This window comes from Pseudomonas kurunegalensis (genome assembly GCF_030291635.1).
GTDB classification, from domain to species: Bacteria; Pseudomonadota; Gammaproteobacteria; order Pseudomonadales; family Pseudomonadaceae; genus Aquipseudomonas; species Aquipseudomonas monteilii.
Genome location: NZ_CP127871.1, coordinates 329,913 through 351,382, shown reverse-complemented (window position 1 = coordinate 351,382; position 21,470 = coordinate 329,913). Strand labels below are relative to the sequence as shown.

At 62.2% G+C, this 21,470-nt stretch carries 21 protein-coding genes, 1 tRNA gene and 1 pseudogene; 9 read left to right on the top strand and 14 right to left on the bottom strand.

Features of this window, described 5'->3' with window-relative positions:
* Nucleotides 1–33: 33 nt before the first annotated feature.
* The 4 genes from QQ992_RS01455 to QQ992_RS01440 form a co-directional block, all read right to left on the bottom strand.
* Complete coding sequence (locus QQ992_RS01455; RefSeq protein ID WP_286112017.1) at nt 34–996, bottom strand: FecR family protein; 963 nt, start codon at nt 994–996, stop codon at nt 34–36.
* Between the two features lie 88 nt (nt 997–1,084).
* Nucleotides 1,085–1,585, bottom strand: coding sequence for a sigma-70 family RNA polymerase sigma factor (locus tag QQ992_RS01450; RefSeq protein ID WP_286112016.1), 501 nt, complete (start codon nt 1,583–1,585; stop codon nt 1,085–1,087).
* 120 nt (nt 1,586–1,705) lie between these two features.
* The gene (gbdR, locus tag QQ992_RS01445; protein WP_019096860.1) at nt 1,706–2,812 is read right to left on the bottom strand and encodes a choline metabolism transcriptional regulator GbdR; all 1,107 of its coding nucleotides are present in this window, start codon (nt 2,810–2,812) and stop codon (nt 1,706–1,708) included.
* Between the two features lie 406 nt (nt 2,813–3,218).
* Entirely contained in the window at nt 3,219–4,595 is a 1,377-nt protein-coding gene (locus tag QQ992_RS01440) for an L-serine ammonia-lyase (RefSeq protein ID WP_016714505.1), read from the bottom strand.
* Between the two features lie 453 nt (nt 4,596–5,048).
* Here QQ992_RS01440 and QQ992_RS01435 point away from each other — a divergent pair, with 453 nt between their 5' ends.
* The 3 genes from QQ992_RS01435 (at nt 5,049) to choV (ending at nt 8,101) form a co-directional block, all read left to right on the top strand.
* A complete protein-coding gene (locus QQ992_RS01435; RefSeq protein WP_105947359.1) occupies nt 5,049–5,996 on the top strand; it encodes a choline ABC transporter substrate-binding protein in 948 nt (315 codons plus the stop codon).
* An 81-nt stretch (nt 5,997–6,077) separates the two neighbouring features.
* The gene (gene choW / locus QQ992_RS01430) at nt 6,078–6,926 is read left to right on the top strand and encodes a choline ABC transporter permease subunit (RefSeq protein ID WP_174244689.1); all 849 of its coding nucleotides are present in this window, start codon (nt 6,078–6,080) and stop codon (nt 6,924–6,926) included.
* Nucleotides 6,923–8,101 (top strand): choline ABC transporter ATP-binding protein, encoded by a 1,179-nt coding sequence (gene choV / locus QQ992_RS01425; RefSeq protein ID WP_286112015.1) that lies wholly within the window; start codon nt 6,923–6,925, stop codon nt 8,099–8,101. The genes choW and choV overlap by 4 nt, the downstream gene beginning before the upstream one ends.
* A gap of 135 nt (nt 8,102–8,236) precedes the next feature.
* On the opposite strand, the gene hisF is transcribed toward choV, so the two are convergent.
* The 6 genes from hisF to QQ992_RS01395 all read right to left on the bottom strand — a co-directional run bounded on the left by hisF (nt 8,237) and on the right by QQ992_RS01395 (nt 13,159).
* The gene (gene hisF, locus QQ992_RS01420) at nt 8,237–9,007 is read right to left on the bottom strand and encodes an imidazole glycerol phosphate synthase subunit HisF (RefSeq protein WP_013970495.1); all 771 of its coding nucleotides are present in this window, start codon (nt 9,005–9,007) and stop codon (nt 8,237–8,239) included.
* A gap of 10 nt (nt 9,008–9,017) precedes the next feature.
* Nucleotides 9,018–9,755, bottom strand: coding sequence for a 1-(5-phosphoribosyl)-5-[(5-phosphoribosylamino)methylideneamino]imidazole-4-carboxamide isomerase (gene hisA / locus QQ992_RS01415; RefSeq protein WP_016714501.1), 738 nt, complete (start codon nt 9,753–9,755; stop codon nt 9,018–9,020).
* A gap of 27 nt (nt 9,756–9,782) precedes the next feature.
* Nucleotides 9,783–10,043 carry a DUF2164 domain-containing protein gene (locus QQ992_RS01410; RefSeq protein WP_016714500.1) on the bottom strand — a complete coding sequence of 87 codons (261 nt, stop codon included), beginning with the start codon at nt 10,041–10,043 and terminating at the stop codon, nt 9,783–9,785.
* On the bottom strand, nt 10,044–10,682 hold the full coding sequence (gene hisH / locus QQ992_RS01405) for an imidazole glycerol phosphate synthase subunit HisH (RefSeq protein WP_016714499.1): 639 nt from the start codon (nt 10,680–10,682) through the stop codon (nt 10,044–10,046).
* A complete protein-coding gene (gene hisB / locus QQ992_RS01400) occupies nt 10,683–11,276 on the bottom strand; it encodes an imidazoleglycerol-phosphate dehydratase HisB (protein ID WP_009682881.1) in 594 nt (197 codons plus the stop codon). It abuts the gene before it with no gap.
* Nucleotides 11,277–11,497: 221 nt separating this feature from the next.
* Nucleotides 11,498–13,159, bottom strand: a complete 1,662-nt coding sequence (locus tag QQ992_RS01395) for an OFA family MFS transporter (protein WP_286112014.1) — start codon at nt 13,157–13,159, stop codon at nt 11,498–11,500.
* A gap of 250 nt (nt 13,160–13,409) precedes the next feature.
* Here QQ992_RS01395 and QQ992_RS01390 point away from each other — a divergent pair, with 250 nt between their 5' ends.
* The 4 genes from QQ992_RS01390 (at nt 13,410) to QQ992_RS01375 (ending at nt 17,167) form a co-directional block, all read left to right on the top strand.
* The gene (locus tag QQ992_RS01390; protein ID WP_286112013.1) at nt 13,410–15,668 is read left to right on the top strand and encodes an AsmA family protein; all 2,259 of its coding nucleotides are present in this window, start codon (nt 13,410–13,412) and stop codon (nt 15,666–15,668) included.
* Entirely contained in the window at nt 15,665–16,732 is a 1,068-nt protein-coding gene (gene mutY, locus QQ992_RS01385) for an A/G-specific adenine glycosylase (protein ID WP_286112012.1), read from the top strand. Before QQ992_RS01390 ends, mutY begins: the two co-directional genes overlap by 4 nt.
* Entirely contained in the window at nt 16,729–17,001 is a 273-nt protein-coding gene (locus QQ992_RS01380; protein WP_003255742.1) for an oxidative damage protection protein, read from the top strand. The genes mutY and QQ992_RS01380 overlap by 4 nt, the downstream gene beginning before the upstream one ends.
* A 90-nt stretch (nt 17,002–17,091) precedes the next feature.
* A tRNA-Phe gene (locus QQ992_RS01375) sits at nt 17,092–17,167 on the top strand.
* 136 nt (nt 17,168–17,303) lie between these two features.
* Here the strand turns inward: QQ992_RS01375 and QQ992_RS01370 are convergent.
* Together QQ992_RS01370 and QQ992_RS27955 are read right to left on the bottom strand one after the other, a co-directional pair.
* The gene (locus QQ992_RS01370) at nt 17,304–17,606 is read right to left on the bottom strand and encodes an addiction module antidote protein (RefSeq protein ID WP_119368535.1); all 303 of its coding nucleotides are present in this window, start codon (nt 17,604–17,606) and stop codon (nt 17,304–17,306) included.
* 9 nt (nt 17,607–17,615) lie between these two features.
* A pseudogene (locus QQ992_RS27955) lies at nt 17,616–17,756 on the bottom strand (type II toxin-antitoxin system RelE/ParE family toxin); the annotation flags it as partial.
* 149 nt (nt 17,757–17,905) lie between these two features.
* Here QQ992_RS27955 and ppk2 point away from each other — a divergent pair.
* Complete coding sequence (gene ppk2 / locus QQ992_RS01360) at nt 17,906–18,886, top strand: polyphosphate kinase 2 (RefSeq protein WP_286112010.1); 981 nt, start codon at nt 17,906–17,908, stop codon at nt 18,884–18,886.
* Nucleotides 18,887–18,926: 40 nt separating this feature from the next.
* Here ppk2 and QQ992_RS01355 read toward each other — a convergent pair whose 3' ends face one another.
* Nucleotides 18,927–19,148 carry a hypothetical protein gene (locus QQ992_RS01355; protein ID WP_286112009.1) on the bottom strand — a complete coding sequence of 74 codons (222 nt, stop codon included), beginning with the start codon at nt 19,146–19,148 and terminating at the stop codon, nt 18,927–18,929.
* A 222-nt stretch (nt 19,149–19,370) separates the two neighbouring features.
* Between QQ992_RS01355 and QQ992_RS01350 the strand changes: the two genes are divergently transcribed.
* Nucleotides 19,371–19,814 carry a hypothetical protein gene (locus tag QQ992_RS01350; RefSeq protein WP_286112008.1) on the top strand — a complete coding sequence of 148 codons (444 nt, stop codon included), beginning with the start codon at nt 19,371–19,373 and terminating at the stop codon, nt 19,812–19,814.
* 181 nt (nt 19,815–19,995) lie between these two features.
* Here the strand turns inward: QQ992_RS01350 and gabP are convergent, their stop codons facing one another.
* On the bottom strand, nt 19,996–21,381 hold the full coding sequence (gene gabP, locus QQ992_RS01345; protein WP_019096869.1) for a GABA permease: 1,386 nt from the start codon (nt 21,379–21,381) through the stop codon (nt 19,996–19,998).
* Nucleotides 21,382–21,470 lie beyond the last annotated feature (89 nt).

Genomic DNA, 21,470 nt, shown 5'->3' with positions numbered 1-21,470 from the left:
TCGCGAAAGGGCCGCAAAGTGGCCCCGGCAATTTCAAGGTTTGCTCAGCACCAACAGCCAAGGGCCATAGCTACGCACCTCGCCACCATGCGGCCGGATCACTGCTCGCAAGGCCGCCTCGGGCCTGCGCAGGTCGTAAACGCCGGTTACCCGCTTGGCTCCCAAAGTATCGTCACGCAGCATCACCTTGCCCTGCATGTACGGCGCCAGCGCCTGCACCAGTTCAGCCACCGTCTGGTCATCGGCAATCAACTGCCCCTGCCGCCAGGCAGCCGCTTGCGACGGAACGAAGGCTTGCAACTGCACTCGTCGATCGGCATAGCGCAACCGCTGCCCGGCCGTCAGTGCGGCCGCCAGCAACTGCGCATCGGAAGTGTCCTCAACCCGTACCGAACCATGCTGCACATCCACCCCTACCCGACCAGGCCGCAACTCGACGTTGAACGCCGTGCCGGTCACTGTGACCTTCACGTCATCGGCACGCACATGAAACGGCTTGGCCTTGTCGGGCATCACCTCGAAGAACGCCTGGCCGGCGAGCAGCTTCACATCCCGATGATCACCGCTGTAGTCCACGGCAATGGCGGTATCGCTGTCCATCTGCACCACGCTGCCATCGGCCAGGGTAACGTCGCGGGTCTCACCCTGTGCGGTGCGGTAGTCAGCCTGCAATCGCAGGCTCAAAGAAGGCGCAACAGCCACCAGCAAGCAAGCTGCAACGGCCGCGCCCAGCCACCAGCGTCTCCTGAATTGACGCTTGACCGGCAGCGTTAGCACTTCGGCCTTGGGCCACAGTTCGGTGGTGGTCGGCGCGAGCTGACCGGTAAGTTGCCAGACCCGTTCAGCCTTGAAGTAGGCCTGGGCATTGGCCGCGTCGCTGGCACACCATTGCTCGAACTCATCCCTCAGCTGATGATCGTGAGGAGACTGCTGCAGGCGCAGGAGCCAGTCCAGGGCCTGCTCGCGGCGGCTGGATATGAGGTCTGCTGACGTCATGTCGGGCAAGTCTCCTGGGGGCTGAAGGGCGCGCAGGGTCGCACAAAGTCGCCCCGCTCCGCAAAAGACGCACCCGCCTGGTTTTTTTTCACAGGTCATCCTCCAGGCATGCCATGCAGTGGCTCAAGGCATCGCGCACCAGCTGGTGCACCAGGCTGACGGAAACATTCAGGTGAGTGGCTACTTCCTGCAGGGTATGGCCGCCCAGGCGGTGCATCTCGAACGCCACACGGGTGCGTTGCGGCAGTGCTTCGAGGGCGCGACTGATGGCACCCAGTTCGTTCTGCCGGGTAACGACCTGCTCAGGTGATGCGCTGGCCGAGGGCAGTTCAACGAGTATCTCGTCACCCCCTGGCTGGACTTTTTCGGTGGCGGTGCGGCGGGTATGGTCGAGCGCCAGGTTGCGCACGATGCGGTACAGGTAGCTGGCCGGGTGGCGGATGTCGGCATCGTCCTGCTGACGGCTGAAGCGCAGCCAGGCTTCTTGCACCACATCCTCGGCGCGGGCGCGGCAGCCAACGATCGGCGCGGCATAGTCGAGCAATGCCGCCCGATGGGCCAGGTAGAGCTGGAGTTTGTCGTCCGCCACGGGGTGGTATGCCAGAGGGTTTCGGGGGCGGCGATGTTACCCGTAGTCGAGAATCATTATCAACATGTGGATTTGTGTTGGCCTCTTCGCGGGCACGCCCGCGAAGAAGGCGATACGGTGTCAGAGCCTTACGCTGGCAAATGTCGACTCGTTGCGCGCCTGGCTCAGAGCGGCCATAGGCCCGCTGTGCGGCGACAGGGTCATGGCCTGCGGGATCGGCATCATCGCTACCTGTTGCGCGGTGTTGGAACCCACGCGCTCGTCACGCGGCGGAATGCCGAAGTACTCGCGGTAGCACTTGGAGAAGTGCGGCGTGGACACAAAGCCACACACCGACGCCACTTCGATGATCGACATCGGCGTTTGCTTGAGCAGCTGCCGCGCACGTATCAGGCGCAGTTTCAGGTAGTAGCGCGATGGCGAGCAATGCAGGTACTTCTGGAACAACCGCTCAAGCTGCCGACGCGACACCGACACGTACACCGCCAGCTCGTCCAGGTCGATCGGCTCTTCGAGGTTGGCCTCCATGAGCGCGACGATTTCCTGCAGCTTCGGCTGGTTGGTGCCGAGCATGTGCTTGAGCGGCACGCGCTGGTGGTCCTGCTCGTTGCGGATGCGCTCGTAGACGAACATCTCGGAAATCGCCGCCGACAGTTCACGGCCATGGTCGCGGCTGATCAGGTGCAACATCATGTCCAGCGGCGCGGTACCGCCGGAGCTGGTGAAACGGTTGCGGTCGAGGGTGAACAGCCGGGTGCTCATGTTCACGCGTGGGAAGGCTTCCTGCATTGCCGCCAGGCACTCCCAGTGCACGCTGCAATCGAAGCCGTCGAGCAGGCCGGCACAGGCCAGTGCCCAGCTGCCGGTGCACACCGCACCAAGACGGCGCGACTGGCGAGCCTGAGCTTGCAGCCAGGTAACGTGCTCACGGGTGACCGAACGCTGAATGCCAACCCCCCCGCAGACAATCACGGTGTCGATGGGCGGTGCATTGTTGATTGCAGCATCCGGGGTGATCTGCAAGCCATCGCTGGCCCACACCTGACCGCCATCGACGGTCAGGGTATGCCAGCGGTACAGCTCTCGGCCAGACAGCTGGTTGGCCATGCGCAGCGGCTCAACGGCTGATGCCAGGGAAATCAGGGTGAAATTGTCCAATAGAAGAAACCCGATGGACTGGGGTGTTGTGCGGTTCTGGGTTGGGTTCCCGGAGGTGTACGACGTCATCGCGATTTCTCCTCACACAAATGCAGGGTGTGCCTCAGGCGGGCACTGATTTCTTGTTATGGCCCCGGTTTCGTGTGCTGGGGCTTGGTTGCCAATCTCAACGCAAACGCCGTGCCTGAAATTGAACGGCTGTCCAAAAAAACCTGAAAACGACGCCTTTGGTTGGCAAATCAGGTGCTTGGATCGTGTTGGCTGGGTGTTCGCAAACGGGCGTGCTAGGCGCCGTGCGTGTAACGGCTGAGCAATTTGGTGACACGCGCAGTGTAGGTTGCCCAGAAACGACACTCTTGAGTGTCACCGACAACGCTAGCACCGATAACGACATCCGACGACCGGCAGGCGACTGGCAGAAACACAAACGCCCCAGAATGGGGCGTCGTGTGGTAGCCAGATCAAAACCGGCGCATCAGCATTCGATAGCGCTGACCGCCAGGCCACCGCGCGAGGTCTCTTTGTACTTGTCGTGCATGTCGGCGCCGGTGTCGCGCATGGTGCGGATCACCTGGTCGAGGGAGATGAAGTGTTCGCCGTCACCGCGCAGGGCCATCTGCACTGCGTTGATGGCCTTTACTGCCGCAATCGCGTTGCGCTCGATGCACGGCACCTGTACCAACCCGCCGACCGGGTCGCAGGTCAGGCCAAGGTTGTGCTCCAGGGCGATTTCAGCGGCGTTTTCCACCTGTGGCGGGGTGGCGCCAAGTACTTCGGCCAAGCCAGCAGCGGCCATGGCGCAAGCGGAGCCAACCTCGCCCTGGCAACCCACTTCGGCACCGGAAATCGACGCGTTCTTCTTGCACAAGATGCCCACAGCGGCCGCCGCGAGGAAGTACTCCACCACGTTGGACTCGTTTACCGCGTCGCTGAAGCGCATGTAGTAATGCAACACCGCCGGGATAATGCCGGCCGCGCCATTGGTAGGCGCGGTGACCATGCGCCCGCCGGCGGCGTTTTCTTCATTGACCGCCAGAGCGAACAGGTTGACCCACTCCATGGCGCTCATGGTCGAGCCGATCACATTGGGCTTGCCGACTTCCTGCAGGCTGCGGTGCAGCTTGGCGGCGCGGCGGCGCACGTTCAGCCCGCCGGGCAGCGTGCCTTCGTATTTAAGGCCGTTGTTGACGCACTCCTGCATGGCTTCCCAGAGCTTGTGCAGGCCGGCGCGGATCTCTTCCTCGCTGCGCCAGACCTTCTCGTTGGCCATCATCAATTGCGACACGCTGAGGTCGTTTTGCTTGCACAGGCGCAGCAGCTCGGCGGCGCTGTTGAAATCGTACGGCAGCACCGTCTGATCGGCGTCCAGCACGCCACTGGCGGCCTGGGCGGCATCGACCACGAAGCCGCCACCCACCGAGTAATAGGTATCGCGGTGCAGCTCGCCCTGCTCGCCTTCGGCAATCAAGGTCATGGCGTTGGGGTGGTACGGCAGGTTCTCGTCCAGCAGCAGCATGTCGCGAGCCCAGACAAACTCGATGGGCAGGCGGCTATCCAGCTGCAGGGTGTTGGTTTCACGCAGGTCGGCGATACGCGGCACGATCTGGGTGGGGTCGATGGCGTCAGGCCATTCACCCATCAGGCCCATGATGGTGGCGTTGTCGGTGCCATGACCGATACCGGTGGCCGACAGCGAGCCGTAGAGGCGCACTTCGATCCGCTTAACACGCTCCAGCTCGCCGCGTTCGCGCAGGCCCTGGACGAACAGGGCGCCAGCACGCATGGGGCCGACGGTGTGGGAGCTGGAAGGCCCGACACCGATCTTGAACAGGTCGAACACGCTGATGGCCATTGTCGAATCACCTCTTGCTGGGCTTGTCTCTGCGCGCCATGCGCAGGGCGGGGCAGCTGCTAGGCTCAAACAGCGGGCCGCCTTGAATGCCAGCATCATCGGGCTTTTACCGCCCCCCTCGCCGTCTGCAACCGACGTACTTTTGTCCAGCAGCGCCGCGCGTTTTTTACAGGGAGAGCAGCGCTCACCTCGCCGTTTTCCGGCGGCCTGGTGACGTAAAAATGCGGCTGAGGGGGTGGAAAAATCCATAAGCGACATCGCCCATACTGGATACGACCCGTTCCGTACTGGTTACGACCCCACCAGTAGGCGATTGCCCGGCGCTGGAGGATTATCGAAAGCGACTCGTAAAGCACGGCCACGCATCCTGCCCTCTGCAGGCCTGGTCGACCGGACCCTGAGAAAGCCCGGCGACCCACGCGAACCCGAAGACAAAATCACAGGAGTCCATCCATGAAAGGTTCACCCTCGCTGTTGCTGGTTGCGTTGCTGTCCGCGCCGTTGCTGGCCCAGGCCGCCGAGCCCGAGCAGTGCCAGACGGTACGTTTCTCCGATGTCGGCTGGACCGACATCACGGTCACGACCGCCACCACCAGCGTTGTGCTTGAAGCACTGGGTTACAAGACCCACACCACCATGATCTCGGTACCGGTGACCTACAAGTCACTGGCCACCGGCAAGGACCTGGACGTGTTTCTCGGCAACTGGATGCCGACCATGGAGAACGACATCAAGCAGTACCGCGACGCTGGCACGGTAGAAACCGTGCGCGCCAACCTGGAAAACGCCAAGTACACCCTGGCGGTACCCCAGGCGCTGTACGACAAGGGGCTGAAGGATTTCAGCGACATTCCCAAGTTCAAGAAGGAACTGGACGGCAAGATCTACGGCATCGAGCCCGGCAACGATGGCAACCGCACCATCCAGAGCATGATCGACAAGAACGCCTTCGGCCTGAAGGACGCCGGTTTCAAGATCGTGCAGTCGAGCGAGGCCGGCATGCTGTCGCAGGTCGACCGCGCACAGAAGCGCGGCGAGGCGCTGGTGTTCCTGGGCTGGGAACCACACCCGATGAACACCCGCTTCAAGATGCAGTACCTGACCGGCGGGGACGAGTTCTTCGGCCCCGACTTCGGCAAGGCGACCGTGTTGACCAACACCCGCAAAGGCTATGCGCAGGAGTGCAGCAACGTCGGCCAGCTGTTGAAGAACCTGTCGTTCGAGCTCAAGGATGAAAGCACCATGATGGGCTATGTCCTGGACGACAAGATGAAACCCGAGGCCGCCGCCAAGAAATGGCTCAAGGACAACCCGGGCAAGCTGGATGCCTGGCTGGCCGGCGTAACCACCGTGGATGGCAAACCGGGCCTTGAGGCAGCCAAGGCCAAGCTCGCGCAATAACGTACTACGCAATAGCGCTACCTCGGGGCAGGACCGTGCCTGCCCCGGGTTGATTTCAATCTATGCAGGTGGAAGCTCGCTATCATGCTTATCGATCAGAAAATACCCCTGGGGCAGTACATCGCCTCATTTGTCGAGTGGTTGACCCAGAACGGCGCCAACTATTTCGATGCTATCGCCCAAGGCCTGGAATTCATGATCCATGGCGTCACCAGTGCCCTGACCTGGTTCAACCCATTCGTACTCATCGCCCTGTTCGCCGCCCTGGCGCACCTGATCCAGCGCAAATGGGCGCTGACCGTGTTCGTTGCCCTGTCGTTCCTGCTGATCCTCAACCTGGGTTACTGGCAGGAAACCATGGAAACCCTGGCGCAAGTCACCTTCGCCACGGTGGTGTGCGTGGTGATCGGCGTGCCGCTGGGCATCCTTGCCGCGCACAAACCGATGTTCTATACCGCCATGCGCCCGGTGCTGGACCTGATGCAGACGGTGCCGACCTTCGTGTACCTGATCCCTACCCTGACCCTGTTCGGCCTGGGCGTGGTGCCGGGGCTGATCTCTACCGTGGTGTTCGCCATCGCCGCGCCTATCCGCCTGACCTACTTGGGCATCTGCGACGTACCGCAAGAGCTGATGGACGCGGGTAAAGCGTTCGGCTGCTCGCGCCGCCAGTTGCTCACCCGTATCGAACTGCCGCACGCCATGCCAAGCATCGCTGCCGGCGTCACCCAGTGCATCATGCTGTCGCTGTCGATGGTGGTCATTGCCGCCCTGGTCGGCGCGGACGGCCTGGGCAAACCTGTGGTCAACGCACTGAACACCGCCGATATTTCCCTGGGCTTCGAAGCGGGCCTGGCGATCGTGCTGCTGGCGATCATGCTCGACCGTATCTGCAAGCAACCGGAACTGCCGGTAAGGGGTGAGGCATGAGCATCATTCGTTTCGAAGACGTCGACGTCATCTTCTCCAACAAGCCGCGCGAAGCGCTGTCGCTGCTGGATCAAGGCAAGACTCGTGAGCAGATCCTCAAGCAGACCGGTCTGGTGGTGGGCGTCGAAAAGGCCAACCTGGACATCAACAAGGGTGAGATCTGCGTGCTGATGGGCCTGTCTGGCTCGGGCAAGTCGAGCCTGCTGCGCTGCATCAACGGCCTGAACACCGTCAGCCGCGGCAAGCTGTTCGTCGAGCACGAAGGCAAGCACATCGACATTGCCCACTGCACCCCGGCCGAACTGAAGATGATGCGCACCAAGCGCATTGCCATGGTGTTCCAGAAATTCGCCCTGATGCCCTGGCTGACGGTGCGCGAGAACATCAGCTTTGGCCTGGAAATGCAGGGCCGCCCGGAGAAAGAGCGGCGCAAGCTGGTCGACGAAAAGCTGGAGCTGGTGGGCCTGACCCAATGGCGCAACAAGAAGCCGGACGAGTTGTCTGGCGGCATGCAGCAGCGTGTAGGCCTGGCCCGGGCGCTGGCGATGGATGCCGACATCCTGCTGATGGACGAACCGTTCTCGGCCCTCGACCCGCTGATCCGCCAAGGCCTGCAGGACGAACTGCTGACCCTGCAGAGCAAGCTGAACAAGACCATCGTGTTCGTCAGCCACGACCTGGACGAAGCGCTGAAGCTGGGCACCCGCATCGCCATCATGAAAGACGGGCGGATCATCCAGTACAGCAAGCCAGAAGAAATCGTGCTCAACCCGGCCGACGAGTACGTGCGCACCTTCGTTGCCCACACCAACCCGCTGAACGTGCTGTGTGGCCGCAGCCTGATGCGCAGCCTGGACGACTGCAAGCGGGTGAACGGCTCGGTGTGCCTGGACCCGGGTATCGATTCGTGGCTGGACCTGGGCGAAGGCGGCGCGCTGAAGCGTGCACGCCAGGGCCAGAACGGGCTGGACATGCAGAACTGGGCACCAGGGCAGGATGTGGAGCTACTGGAGCGCAGGCCGACCGTGGTGCACGCCGATATCGGCATGCGCGAGGCGCTGCAGATTCGTTATCAGACGGGCAACAAGCTGGTGTTGCAGGATAACGATCGGGTAGTGGGGATTCTTGGGGATACCGAGCTTTATCACGCGTTGCTTGGCAAGAATCACGGGTGATGCAATTGGGGCCGCGTTGCGGCCCATCGCAGGCAAGCCAGCTCCTACAGGTACAGCGCTCGCTCAAAGCTGTGTGCGGTCCCTGTAGGAGCTGGCTTGCCTGCGATGGGCTGCAAAGCAGCCCCAATCAATGGTTCAGCGAACGACAATCCCGCGAGAAGCCATGTAGGCCTTGGCCTCAGGCACCGTGTACTCGCCAAAGTGGAAGATACTGGCCGCCAGCACCGCACTGGCATGCCCTTCCAGAATGCCGTCAGCCAGGTGCTGCAGGTTACCCACACCACCCGAAGCAATCACCGGAATGCCCAGCGCATCGCTGATGGCACGGGTAACGCCCAGGTCAAAGCCGTTCTTCATGCCGTCCTGGTCCATGCTGGTCAGCAGGATCTCGCCAGCGCCCAGGCCTTCCATCTTCTTCGCCCACTCGACTGCATCCAGCCCGGTCGGCTTGCGCCCACCGTGGGTGAAGATTTCCCAGCGCGGTTCTTCACCCGGCCCGGACACCTTTTTCGCGTCGATCGCGACAACAATGCACTGCGAACCGAAACGGTCCGCCGCCTCGCCCACGAACTCCGGGTTGAACACCGCCGCCGTGTTGATCGATACCTTGTCGGCACCGGCATTGAGCAGGTTGCGGATGTCCTGCACGGTACGCACGCCACCGCCCACGGTCAGCGGGATGAACACCTGGCTGGCCATGCGCTCGACGGTATGCAGGGTGGTGTCGCGGCCATCGACGCTGGCGGTGATGTCGAGGAAGGTGATTTCGTCGGCGCCCTGCTCGTCGTAGCGACGGGCGATTTCCACCGGGTCGCCGGCATCACGGATGTTCTCGAACTTGACGCCCTTGACCACCCGGCCGTTGTCCACGTCCAGGCAAGGGATGATGCGCTTGGCCAGTGCCATGGTTCAGTCCTCAGCCTTGGTAGTTGTCGCAGAAGGCCTGGGCCTCGGCGACATCGAGGGTGCCTTCGTAGATGGCACGGCCGGTGATGGCGCCGATGATGCCAGGAGCCTTGGCGTCCAGCAGGGCCTTGATGTCGCCCAGGTTGTGGATGCCGCCCGAAGCGATGACCGGGATGCGGGTGGCTTCAGCCAGGGCCTTGGTAAACGGCACGTTGCAGCCCTGCATCATGCCGTCCTTGGCGATGTCGGTGTAGACGATCGACGACACGCCATCCGCCTCGAAACGCTTGGCCAGGTCGATAACCTGTACCGCGCTGACTTCGGCCCAGCCATCGGTGGCAACGAAGCCGTCTTTGGCATCCAGGCCAACAATGACCTTGCCCGGGAAGGCCTTGCACGCTTCGGCCACGAACTCCGGCTCTTTGACCGCCTTGGTGCCGATAATGACGTAGCTGACGCCAGCCTTGACGTAGTGCTCGATGGTTTCCAGCGAGCGGATGCCGCCGCCGATCTGGATCGGCAGGGTCGGGTAGCGCTTGGCGATGGCGGTGACCACTTCACCGTTGACCGGCTGGCCTTCGAAGGCGCCGTTGAGGTCGACCAGGTGCAGGCGGCGGCAGCCACCCTCGACCCACTTGGCGGCCATGCTCACCGGGTCGTCGGAAAATACCGTGGAGTCTTCCATGCGGCCCTGGCGCAGGCGCACGCAGGCACCGTCCTTCAGATCGATAGCGGGGATAATCAGCATCTTGGGAACCTGTCTGTTCTTAGGGTTTCAGGGCTTCTCGAGCGCCCACAGATCACTTTCGATGCTCTCGAACCGCTCCTTGAGGTGCAGCTGAACATCGGCAATCGCCCTGTTGTAGTAATGGGGTGCAATTTCTTTGCTGAACAGCTCGAGGACCTCGGCCACCTCGAACGACCCCAGCTGCAGCTCGAAACGGTCTTCGAGGAAGCGCTTGAGGGTGTCGAGCGCGTCGCGCTCCTGCTCGGGGGCCAGGGTGATGACCGGGGCCTTGGTCTTCGACCTGCTCATTTACCAGCGACCGTCCCAGGCAACGAAGTTCTGCAGCAGCTGCAGGCCATGGGTATGGCTCTTCTCCGGGTGGAACTGCACGGCAAAGCGCGAGCCATCAGCCAGCGCAGCGGCGAAATCGACACCGTAATGGCCACGACCGACCACCTGGCCCGGCTTACCGGCGTTGATGTAGTAGCTGTGCACGAAGTAGAAACGCGCGCGGTCGGGGATGTCGTGCCACAGCGGGTGGTCGATGGTCTGGCCCACTTCGTTCCAGCCCATGTGCGGCACCTTCAGGTGCTCGCCGTCTTCTTTCAGGTCTTTGCCGAAGAAGCGCACCTGGCCAGGGAACAGGCCGATGCAGTCGACACCGTCGTTCTCTTCGCTGTGCTCAAGCAGTGCCTGCATGCCGACGCAGATACCGAGGAACGGACGGTCCTGGCTCACTTCGCGCACCAGGCTGTCGAAGCCCAGGCGGCGGATTTCGGCCATGCAGTCGCGGATCGCGCCTACACCCGGGAACACCACGCGGTCAGCTTCACGGATGACCGCAGCGTCGCTGGTGACCAGCACCTTGCCGGCGCCGACATGCTCAAGCGCCTTGGCCACCGAGTGCAGGTTGCCCATGCCATAGTCGATTACGGCTACCGTCTGCATTTACAGGCACCCTTTGGTCGACGGCATTTGCCCCGCCATGCGCTCGTCGAGGGTCACGGCCATGCGCAGGGCGCGGCCGAAAGCCTTGAACACGGTTTCGATCTGGTGGTGGGTGTTGTGGCCACGCAGGTTGTCGATGTGCAGGGTGACCAGGGCGTGGTTGACGAAGCCCTGGAAGAACTCCTGGAACAGGTCGACATCGAAGCCACCGACGCTGGCGCGAGTGTACGGTACGTGCATCTGCAGGCCTGGGCGGCCGGAGAAGTCGATGACCACGCGCGACAATGCTTCGTCCAGCGGCACGTAGGCGTGGCCGTAGCGGAAGATGCCTTTCTTGTCACCGATAGCCTGGGCGAATGCCATGCCCAGGGTGATACCGACGTCTTCGACGGTATGGTGATCGTCGATATGCGTGTCACCCTTGCACTCGATATCCAGATCGATCAGCCCATGACGGGCGATCTGGTCCAGCATGTGTTCAAGGAAAGGCACGCCGATATCGAATCGGGCCTTGCCACTGCCATCGAGGTTGATCGAGCACTTGACCTGGGTTTCCAGGGTATTGCGCTCGACGGAAGCCTTACGTTCGACCATCACCAGCTCCGCAAAATCATTGGGCGAAAAGGGCTCCATTATAGGCCCAGAACGCGCCAGCTTGAAACGCGGATGACATATGGCAACGCGCGGAATTACGGGGGCTGGATACCGCTACAAGTCTATACAACCTGGGATTGAAAGCATGCGCTCACCTGTAGGAGCGGCCTTGTGTCGCGAAAGGGGCGCAAAGCGCCCCCAATGGCCTTGGCAGAACTACATCAATGGAACAGCGCCGCAGTCTTCTGCAAGGTTACCCACACCCCCCAGGCCAACGGCACAACCACCACCGCCCAGGCCAGCAGCACCAGCGGCAGGCTGCCCGGTGCGGCTTTCCACTCCAGCGAACGTGCACCGTCGGCCCCTTTGTCATGGCTCAACGCTCGCTCGGCCGCCAGTTCGGCATCGCTCATGAAGTGCTTGTCGGCCACCGGCCGCACCAGCATGTTGCAGATAAAGCCCAGCACCAGCAGGCCGGCGAGGATATAGAGGGTCATGTCGTAGGCCGCCGCACGCTCGCCCCCCGCCGCCAGTTGGTATTCGCGCAGGTAGGTGATCAACACAGGCCCCAATACCCCCGCCGCCGCCCAGGCGGTCAGTAGGCGACCATGAATGGCGCCGACCATCTGCGTACCGAACAGGTCGGCCAGGTAGGCCGGCACCGTGGCAAAACCACCACCATACATTGAAAGGATGATGCAGAACGCCGCCACGAACAGCGCAACGTTACCCAGGTGCCCCATGTTCGGCACCAGGCTGTACAGGCCCACACCCAGGGCGAAGAAGGCGAAGTAGGTGTTCTTGCGGCCGATGTAGTCGGAGAACGACGCCCAGAAGAACCGCCCGCCGATGTTGAACAGGCTCAACAGGCCAGTAAAGCCGGCAGCAATCGCGGCGATCTGCGCCAACTGAGCCGCATTCAGCTCACTGAAAGTCAGCTCGTTGCCCAGCAATTTGCCCGCGAACACTTCCTGCAGCAGTGGCGATGCCATGCCGAGAATGCCGATGCCGGCCGACACGTTAAGGCACAAAACCAGCCAGATCAAGGCGAATTGTGGGGTTTTCCAGGCCACACTGACGTGCACATGGCGGTCGGTGACCATGGCATTGCCAGCTTTTTTGGCCGGAGCGACCCAGCCTTCGGGCTTCCAGCCAGTCGGCGGCACGCGGTACGCCAGGGCGCCAGCGGTCATGAATACAAAGTAGATCGCCGCCATGGCGACGAAGCTCTGCCATACGCCCACTTCGTGCTCATTGCCAAAGTGCCCCATCAGCGCAGTGGCCAGTGGCGCACCCACCATGGCACCGCCGCCGAAGCCCATGATCGCCATGCCGGTGGCCATGCCGCGTTTGTCAGGGAACCATTTGATCAGCGTCGACACGGGCGAGATATAGCCCAGCCCCAGGCCGATACCGCCGATTACACCCGAGCCCAGCCACATCAGCCACAGCTGGTGGGTTTTCACGCCAATGGCCGAGATCAGCATACCGCCGCACCAGCACAGCGCCGAGACCAGGCCGGCCTTGCGCGGGCCGGCGTGCTCCAGCCAGCCGCCCAGCACGGCCGCCGAGCAACCCAGGAAAACAAAGAACAGGGTGTAGACCCAACTCAGCATCGAGATCGGCCAGTCGCATTCGGCGCTGAACATACGGGCCATGAAGCCCATGTCCGCTGCACAAGTGACAGGCGCGGTGATGCCGAGGGCTTGCGAAAGGGGCAACCAGAAGACCGAGAAACCATAGGCCATGCCGATGCACAGGTGAATGGCCAGGGCGGCTGGCGGGACCAGCCAGCGGTTGAAGCCCGGGCGGGCGATGATGCGCTCCTTCGACAGGAAGCCAGGCGCACTGGCCACAGAGCCGGTTGCGACGGTACTGGTCATGGATCTGATCCTTTTTATAGGGAGGGTGCTCGCAAAGCGGCGCAAGGGTAGCAGAGCCAAGTAGCGTGAAAGCAGTCTGATATCGTTAGTTTTTGCCCGGCTGAAACGGTCATGTTTGCTTGTGGAAAGCCGAACCATCTGCTGCAAGCGTAAGAAATGCCCTGTATCTCTGGTCGAATACGCAGGGACAACCACTGCGGCGTTATACTCTGCCGCCTGAATTTCACTAACGGACTACAAGGACTCGCCCATGAAAGCGTTCGGCAAAATCCTGGGACTGGGGCTTCTCGGGTTGCTGCTGATCATCGTGGCGCTGGGCTTCGCCCTGACCCACCTCTTTGATCCCAACGACTACAAAGACGAGATTCGCCAGCTGGCACGCGACAAGGCTAACGTCGAACTGACACTCGACGGGGATATCGGCTGGAGCCTGTTCCCGTGGCTCGGCCTGGAGCTGCATGAGGCCAGCATCGCCACCCTGGCCAAACCCAAGGAGCCGTTCGCCGACCTGCAAATGCTCGGCCTGTCCGTGCGTGTGCTGCCGCTGCTGCGCCGTGAAGTGCAGATGAGCGATGTGCGCGTCGAGGGCCTGAACCTGACCCTGGCCCGTGACGAACACGGCCACGGCAACTGGGAAGACATCGGCAAGCCGCTGCCCGCGCAAAACGCCACCCCTGCCGATGCACAGGCCAATGCCGCCGTTCAGGCACCCGCTGAACAGAAGCCGGCACCTGCCGAAGGCAACGAGCGTGCCGTCAAGCTGGACATCGACAGCCTGACCGTGAACAACGCCCGCGTGCAGTACACCGATGCCAAGACCGGCCAAAGCTATAGCGCCGAAAGCATCCAGCTAAGCACGGGCCCGGTCCACGAAGGCGCCAACATTCCGCTCAAGGCCAGCGCCTTCATCAGCGCCAGCGAGCCGAACATCAAAGCCCGCACCGAACTGGCCGGCGAGCTGCGCTTCGACCGCAAGCTCAAGCGCTACAACTTCGAAGACATGCGCCTGTCGGGCGAAACCTCGGGTGAACCCACCGGCGGCAAGACCGTGACATTCGCCGCCCAAGGCCAGCTGCTGGTCGACCTGGCTGCCAATGTCGCCTCCTGGAACGGCCTGAAAGTCTCGGCCAACCAGCTGCGTGCCCTGGGCGAGCTGAACCTGCGTGACCTGGACAAGGCGCCACAACTGAGCGGCGGCCTGTCCATCGCCCAGTTCAACTTGCGCACCTTCCTCGACAGCATTGGCCGCCCGCTGCCGGCTACCAACGACCCGGCGGCCTTCGCCAAGCTGGAGCTGGTCACCCGCCTGCAGGGCACGCCCAACAGCCTGGCGCTGGAAGACCTGGCCGTGAAGCTGGACGACAGCACCTTCAGCGGCCGCGTGGCCGTGGAAGACTTCGCCAAGCAGGCCCTGCGCCTGCAGCTCAAGGGCGATGCCTTTGACGCCGACCGCTACTTCCCCGCCAAGAGCGAAGAAGCCAAGGGCGCCACCGCTGCACGCCAGGCCGAGGTCAAGCAGCAAGAGGCCAGCGCCGTGGCCGGTGCGGGCACCACGCCACTGCCAAATGCCCCGACCCAAGTGGCCTGGAGCGACGACAAGTTGCTGCCCGTCGACCGCCTGCGTGCCCTGGACCTGCAGGCCGACCTGGCCTTCGGTTCGCTGACCCTGGACAAACTGCCAATCGAAGACGCCCAGCTCAAAGCCATCGGCCAGGGCGGCCTGCTGACCCTGCAAACCCTGCGCGGCGAGCTGTACAACGGCACCTTCGAAGCCAAGGGCACGGTCGACGTGCGCCCTGCCGTCCCGCAACTGGGTGTGAACACCAACATCCAGCGGGTGCCGGTGGAACACTTCATCAAGACCGAAGGCAAGGAACAGGCACCCCCTGTGAAGGGGCTGCTGACCCTGACCAGTGATCTGACCGCCACCGGCAACAGCCAGAAGGCACTGGTCGACACCCTTAACGGCAGCGCAAACTTCACCATCAACGATGGCGTGCTGGTCAACGCCAACCTGGAGCAGCAGCTGTGCCAGGCCATCGCCACGCTCAACCGCAAGACCCTGAGCGGCGAGCCACGCGGCAAGGACACCCCGTTCCAGGAGCTGCGCGGTAGCCTGGTGGTGCGCAATGGCGTCGCCAGCAACCCCGACCTCAAGGCACGCATCCCGGGCCTGACCGTGAACGGTAACGGCGACCTCGACCTGCGCGTGCTGGGCATGGACTACAACGTGGGTGTGATCGTCGAAGGCGACCAACGTGCCATGCCGGACCCAGCCTGCCAGGTCAACGAACGCTACGTTGGCGTTGAAGTGCCGCTGCGCTGCCGTGGCCCGCTGGAACTTGGTGCCAAGGCCTGCCGCCTGGACCAGAACGGCCTGGGTAAGGTCGCGGCCAAGCTGGCCGGCAACCGCCTGAAAGACAAGATTGACGAAAAGCTTGATGAAAAACTCGGAGACAAAGTGAGCCCGGAAGTGAAAGACGCGCTCAAGGGGCTGTTCAAGCGATGAGCCCCGAGCAGTTCTCCAGCGCTGTGCTGGATTGGTATGACGAGCACGGCCGGCACGACCTGCCCTGGCAACAGGGCATCACCCCGTACCGGGTGTGGGTGTCGGAAATCATGTTGCAGCAGACCCAGGTCAGCACCGTGCTCAACTACTTCGACCGCTTCATGCAGGCCCTGCCGACCGTGCAGGCCCTGGCCGAAGCGCCGGAGGACGAAGTGCTGCACCTGTGGACGGGGCTGGGCTACTACACCCGTGCACGCAACCTGCAAAAGGCCGCCAGGATCGTCGTCGAGCAACAAGGCGGCGAATTCCCACGCAGTGTCGAGCAGCTCACCGAGCTGCCCGGCATCGGCCGCTCCACCGCAGGCGCCATCGCCAGCATCAGCATGGGCATTCGGGCGCCGATTCTGGATGGCAACGTCAAGCGCGTACTGGCCCGCTACACCGCCCAGGCGGGCTACCCCGGCGAACCCAAGGTGGCCAACCAGCTGTGGGCCACGGCCGAGCGCTTTACCCCGCACCAGCGCGCCAACCACTACACCCAGGCGATGATGGACATGGGCGCCACGCTGTGCACGCGCAGCAAGCCCAGCTGCCTGATCTGCCCGCTGCAGCGCGGCTGCGAAGCGCACCTGCACGGTGAAGAAACCCGCTACCCCGAGCCCAAGCCGCGCAAGGCGCTGCCGCAGCGGCGCACGCTGATGCCACTGCTGGCCAACCCCGAAGGCGCCATCCTGCTTTACCGCCGCCCCTCCAGCGGGCTGTGGGGAGGGTTGTGGAGCCTGCCGGAACTGGACGACATCGCCCAGCTCGATGACCTGGCCTACCAGCACGGCCTGCGCCTGGCTGACAGCCGCGCCATGGACGGCCTGACCCACACCTTCAGCCACTTTCAGCTGGCCATCGAGCCTTGGCTTGTCCGTGTCGACCCGGTCGGCCAGCACATGGCCGAGGCCGACTGGCTCTGGTATAACCTCGCCACCCCGCCGCGCCTGGGCCTTGCCGCCCCGGTGAAAAAGCTGCTTAAACGCGCGGCCGACGAACTGATTGCAGGAGACGCCCGATGACCCGCACCGTGATGTGCCGCAAGTACCAAGAAGAACTGCCAGGCCTGGAGCGCCCGCCCTACCCAGGCGCCAAGGGCCAGGACATCTTCGAACACATCTCGCAGAAGGCCTGGGCCGACTGGCAGAAGCACCAGACCATGCTGATCAACGAAAAGCGCCTGAACATGATGAACGCCGAGGACCGCAAATTCCTCCAGGCCGAGATGGACAAGTTTTTCGCCGGCGAAGAATACGCGCAGGCGGAAGGCTACGTTCCACCGGCCGAATGACCCCAAAAATCGTAAGCGACGGAATTAATTTAAAATTTTTTCAAAAAGTCGTTGACGAGCGGTCCGGAAATCTATTTAATTCACCTCGTCGCCCAGATAGCTCAGTCGGTAGAGCAGAGGATTGAAAATCCTCGTGTCGGCGGTTCGACTCCGTCTCTGGGCACCACCTTCAAGCTTCTGGTGGTTGCAAAGTTACCCGAAGCGACAACAAGAAACCCGCCTAGTGCGGGTTTTTTGTTGTCTGCAGTTTTTGCTGAGGTTCGGCAGCCAAGTGATGCTGCTGCCAAACCCAATAGCAGGCTTTACCCCACCGAGCGTGGCAGCACCTCAGCGTGCAACCTCACCCCAAGCGCCGCCATGACTTTCATGATGGTCGCCAGGCTTGGGTTACCTTCAGCAGACAACGCCTTGTACAAGCCTTCCCGCGTAAGCCCGGTGTCACGCGCCAGTTGAGCCATGCCACGGGCACGAGCGATATCACCCAAGGCAGCTGCGAGCAGCGCTGGGTCGTTCTCTTCCAGGCAGGCTTCAAGGTACAAGGCCATGTCCTCTTCTGTTTTCAAATGGTCCGCAGCGTCCCATTTGCTCAACTTGATGTCTGTCATGGTGGCCTCCTAGAGGTCGCGAGCCAGCTTGAGTGCAGATTTGATATCTCTGGCCTGGCTGGCTTTATCGTCACCGGCCAGCAGGATGATCACTTCATAACCTCGCTGAACGAAATACACCCGATAGCCCGGACCATAGTCGATCCGCATGGGGAAATGTAAACCGCAGTTCACACTACAGCCAATTTGTAGCTGTTTCAAACTGTATATGGGCACGCAGTTGACCAGCATCAAATGGCCATCATTCGCCGAGCCCTAAAGTGCTGGATGGACATCCGAATCGATCAGCAAGGACCTCCATGAGCGAAGAATCTCCCCTCCTGCTCCCCGCCCCCAGCGAACCTGCCATCAATCCAGTCCGCTCCCGGCGCCCACGCCAGCGCAAGCCGGAACCGACGATCACCAACATCAGCCAGCAACCCGCCGCACTGGAAGTGGCCACCGCCCCCAAGGGCAGCAACGAAGACAGCACCTCGGCGCGCCTGCCGGCGAGCTACCCCTACCGCACCCGCCTGCGACGCCAGAACTACGAAAAAGCCAAGCACGCGCTGCAGATCGAGTTGCTGAAGGTGCAAAGCTGGGTGAAGGAAACCGGCCAGCGTGTGGTGATCCTGTTCGAAGGGCGCGATGCCGCAGGCAAGGGCGGCACCATCAAGCGCTTCATGGAGCACCTCAACCCACGCGGCGCACGCATCGTTGCACTGGAGAAGCCCTCCGAACAGGAACAGGGCCAGTGGTATTTCCAGCGTTACATCCAGCACCTGCCCACCGCAGGCGAAATGGTGTTCTTCGACCGCTCCTGGTACAACCGCGCCGGGGTCGAGAAGGTGATGGAATTCTGCACGCCGCTGCAGTACCTGGAGTTCATGCGCCAAGCTCCGGACCTGGAGCGCATGCTGTGCAACAGCGGCATCTTGCTGTTCAAGTACTGGTTCTCGGTGAACCGCGAAGAGCAACTGCGCCGCTTCATTTCGCGCCGTGACGACCCGCTCAAGCACTGGAAGCTGTCGCCCATCGATATCAAGTCACTGGACAAGTGGGATGATTACACCGGCGCCAAGGAAGCGATGTTCTTCCATACCGACACCGCCGATGCGCCGTGGACAGTGATCAAGTCCGATGACAAGAAGCGTGCACGGATCAACTGCATCCGCCACTTTCTGCATGCACTGGACTATCCAGGCAAAGACCCTCACGTAGCACATGCTCCCGACCCGCTGCTGGTTGGCCGGGCCTCGCGAGGTTTCGAAGAAGACGAGGGGGCTCAGCCAGCAGCCTGAAGCTCAACCCGCAGCCCGGAAAAGGGCTGCGGGCCGCCGCTTACGCGGCGGAGCGAAGGTGCTCGAAAGCGTCCTCGGTCATGTGCCCCATGTAGGCGATTGTGTGCAACTGAAGCTCACCGTGCTTTTTGCCATCCTCGATACATGCAATCAAGTCAGCCTTCGTGATCAGCTGCTGATTGCACTTGACGAACACAGTCGGAAAGTAAAGGTCTCCCTCTTCGTCATAGCCGTACAGGGTTACAAGATAGTAATGCTTCATGGCTCTTCCTCTCAGCGCACACTTGCGCATTTTCCAAACGCCGACATGGCGTAGGGCTGGGCTACAGCGAGAGAGAAGCTATAGCGCCCACCTGGCCGACATAATCTGGATGCGCCTCCATGTCAGATCCCGCCAGCCTGCGCAGCGCTACCACACAGCTTGGGTTTCTCGGGTAATTGCGCTTCAATACGCGCACTTTCAGACAACCCCAGGACTTGCCCCATGGCCACCCCTACCAAGCAACAGAAACGCGCCAAGCGCGCCGCCAGCAAGGCCAAGCAGAACCGCATGGTACGCAGCGGCCAGGCGGTAAAGGCCAGTGCCGGCGACAGCGCCAGCGTCGAGCAGGTGTACAACAAGGCCATGGAGTCGGGCAGCTACGACGCGATGTTCAAGAAAATGAAGGAAGCCCAGGAAGGCGGCCTGGTACCGATGATCTCGGTGTTCCTGGTAGACCCGCTGCTGGCCTTGGTGCTCAAGGGGCACAAGGAAGAACACGCCACCGACTACATCGTGCTGGTGTTCAACGCCTACCGCAAATGGCTGGACGGCGCTGATGAAGAGGCCACCATGGCCTGGCTGGAGAGCGATGAGTTCCAGGAGGCCTACATTGCCGCGTCCGAACTTGTGGCCAAACAGCAGCAACAGCAGAAGCAGTTTGGTTGATCGAGCTATATAACCTGTTCCGGCCCTTTCGCGGGTAAACCCGCTCCCACAGAGACCCCGCCGACACCGAGGCCGATGGTGAACCTGTGGGAGCGGGTTTACCCGCGAAGAGGCCGGCACAGGCAACAAAAAAGGCCGCGCCCTACACAAGGCGCGGCCTTTTCGTTACAGCCAGCGCGGATCAGTTATCCAGCGCCACCCGCCCGGCAGCTTCACGCTTGCGGTGCACCAGCAAGCCAGCCGCCACCACACCAATGCTCAGCAGCGCAGTCGCGATGATCTCCGCACGGTGGTCTTCACGCAGCGCCATCACCACCAGAATGGCAACGATGAAGGCAATGGTCGCCCAGGTCAGGCCCGGGAACAGCCACATCTTGAAGGTAATCTTCTCACCGCGGGCTTCACGCTGGGCACGCATGCGCAGTTGCGACACGGCAATCACCAGGTACACCAGCAGCGCAATGGCACCCGAGCTGGCCAGCAGGAACTCGAACACCTGAGCCGGTGCCACGAAGTTGGCGAACACACAGAGGAACGCCGCTGCAGTGGACAGCAATACCGCCACATGCGGGGTCGCCGACTTGGTGGTGCGCTGGGCAATGGCCGGGGCGTCGCCACGCTTGCTCAGCGAGAACAGCATGCGCGAAGAAGTGTACAGCGCCGAGTTCAGGCAGCTGGTCACGGCAATCAGCACGACGATGTCGACGATCAGCTTGGCATTCGGCACGCCGATGCGGCTCAGCACGGTCTGGTAGGAACCGGTCTCGGCCAGGGCCGGGTCGTTCCACGGCACCAGGGCCACGACCAGGAAGATCGACACCAGGTAGAACAGGCAGATACGCCAGATCACCGAGTTGGTGGCGCGGCTGATCTGCTTGCCCGGGTCCTTCGACTCGGCAGCGGCGATGGTGACAATCTCAGTACCCATGAACGAGAACATGGTGGTCAGCATGGCTGCCAGCACCGCGCCCAGACCATTGGGCATGAAGCCTTGGGTATCGAACAGGTGGCTGGCACCGCTCACCTGGCTGCTTGGCACGAAGCCGAACATGGCAGCACAACCCACGGCGATGAAGCCGATGATCGCCAGCACCTTGAGCAGGGCGAACCAGAACTCGAACTCGCCGTAGTTCTTCACGCTGCACAGGTTGGTCAGGGTCAGCGCCAGGGTAATGATGAGGGAGAACGCCCACAGGTCGACCGCAGGGAACCAGGCATGCAGGATGGCGGCGGCGGCGTTGGCCTCCAGCGGAATCACCAGCACCCAGAACCACCAGTACAGCCAGCCAATGGTGAAACCGGCCCAACGCCCGATGGCGCGGTCGGCATATGTAGAGAACGAACCGGTGTCTGGCGAAGCGACCGCCATTTCACCCAGCATGCGCATCACCAGCACGACCAGCGTACCGGCAGCGGCATAAGCCAGCAGCACGGCCGGGCCGGCCGCTGCGATGGCGTGGCCGGAGCCTACGAACAGGCCGGCACCGATGACGCCAGCGATGGACAGCATGGTGACATGCCGTTGTTTGAGCCCCTGAGCGAGGTCATTGGAATTGTTACCGCTCATTGAAACTACCTTTGTAAGGAGTGGACCACTCCGACTGCGGGTACGGAGCGCGCCAAGGGTTGACCTAGGCGTCGCTGCAATCGGCGGTT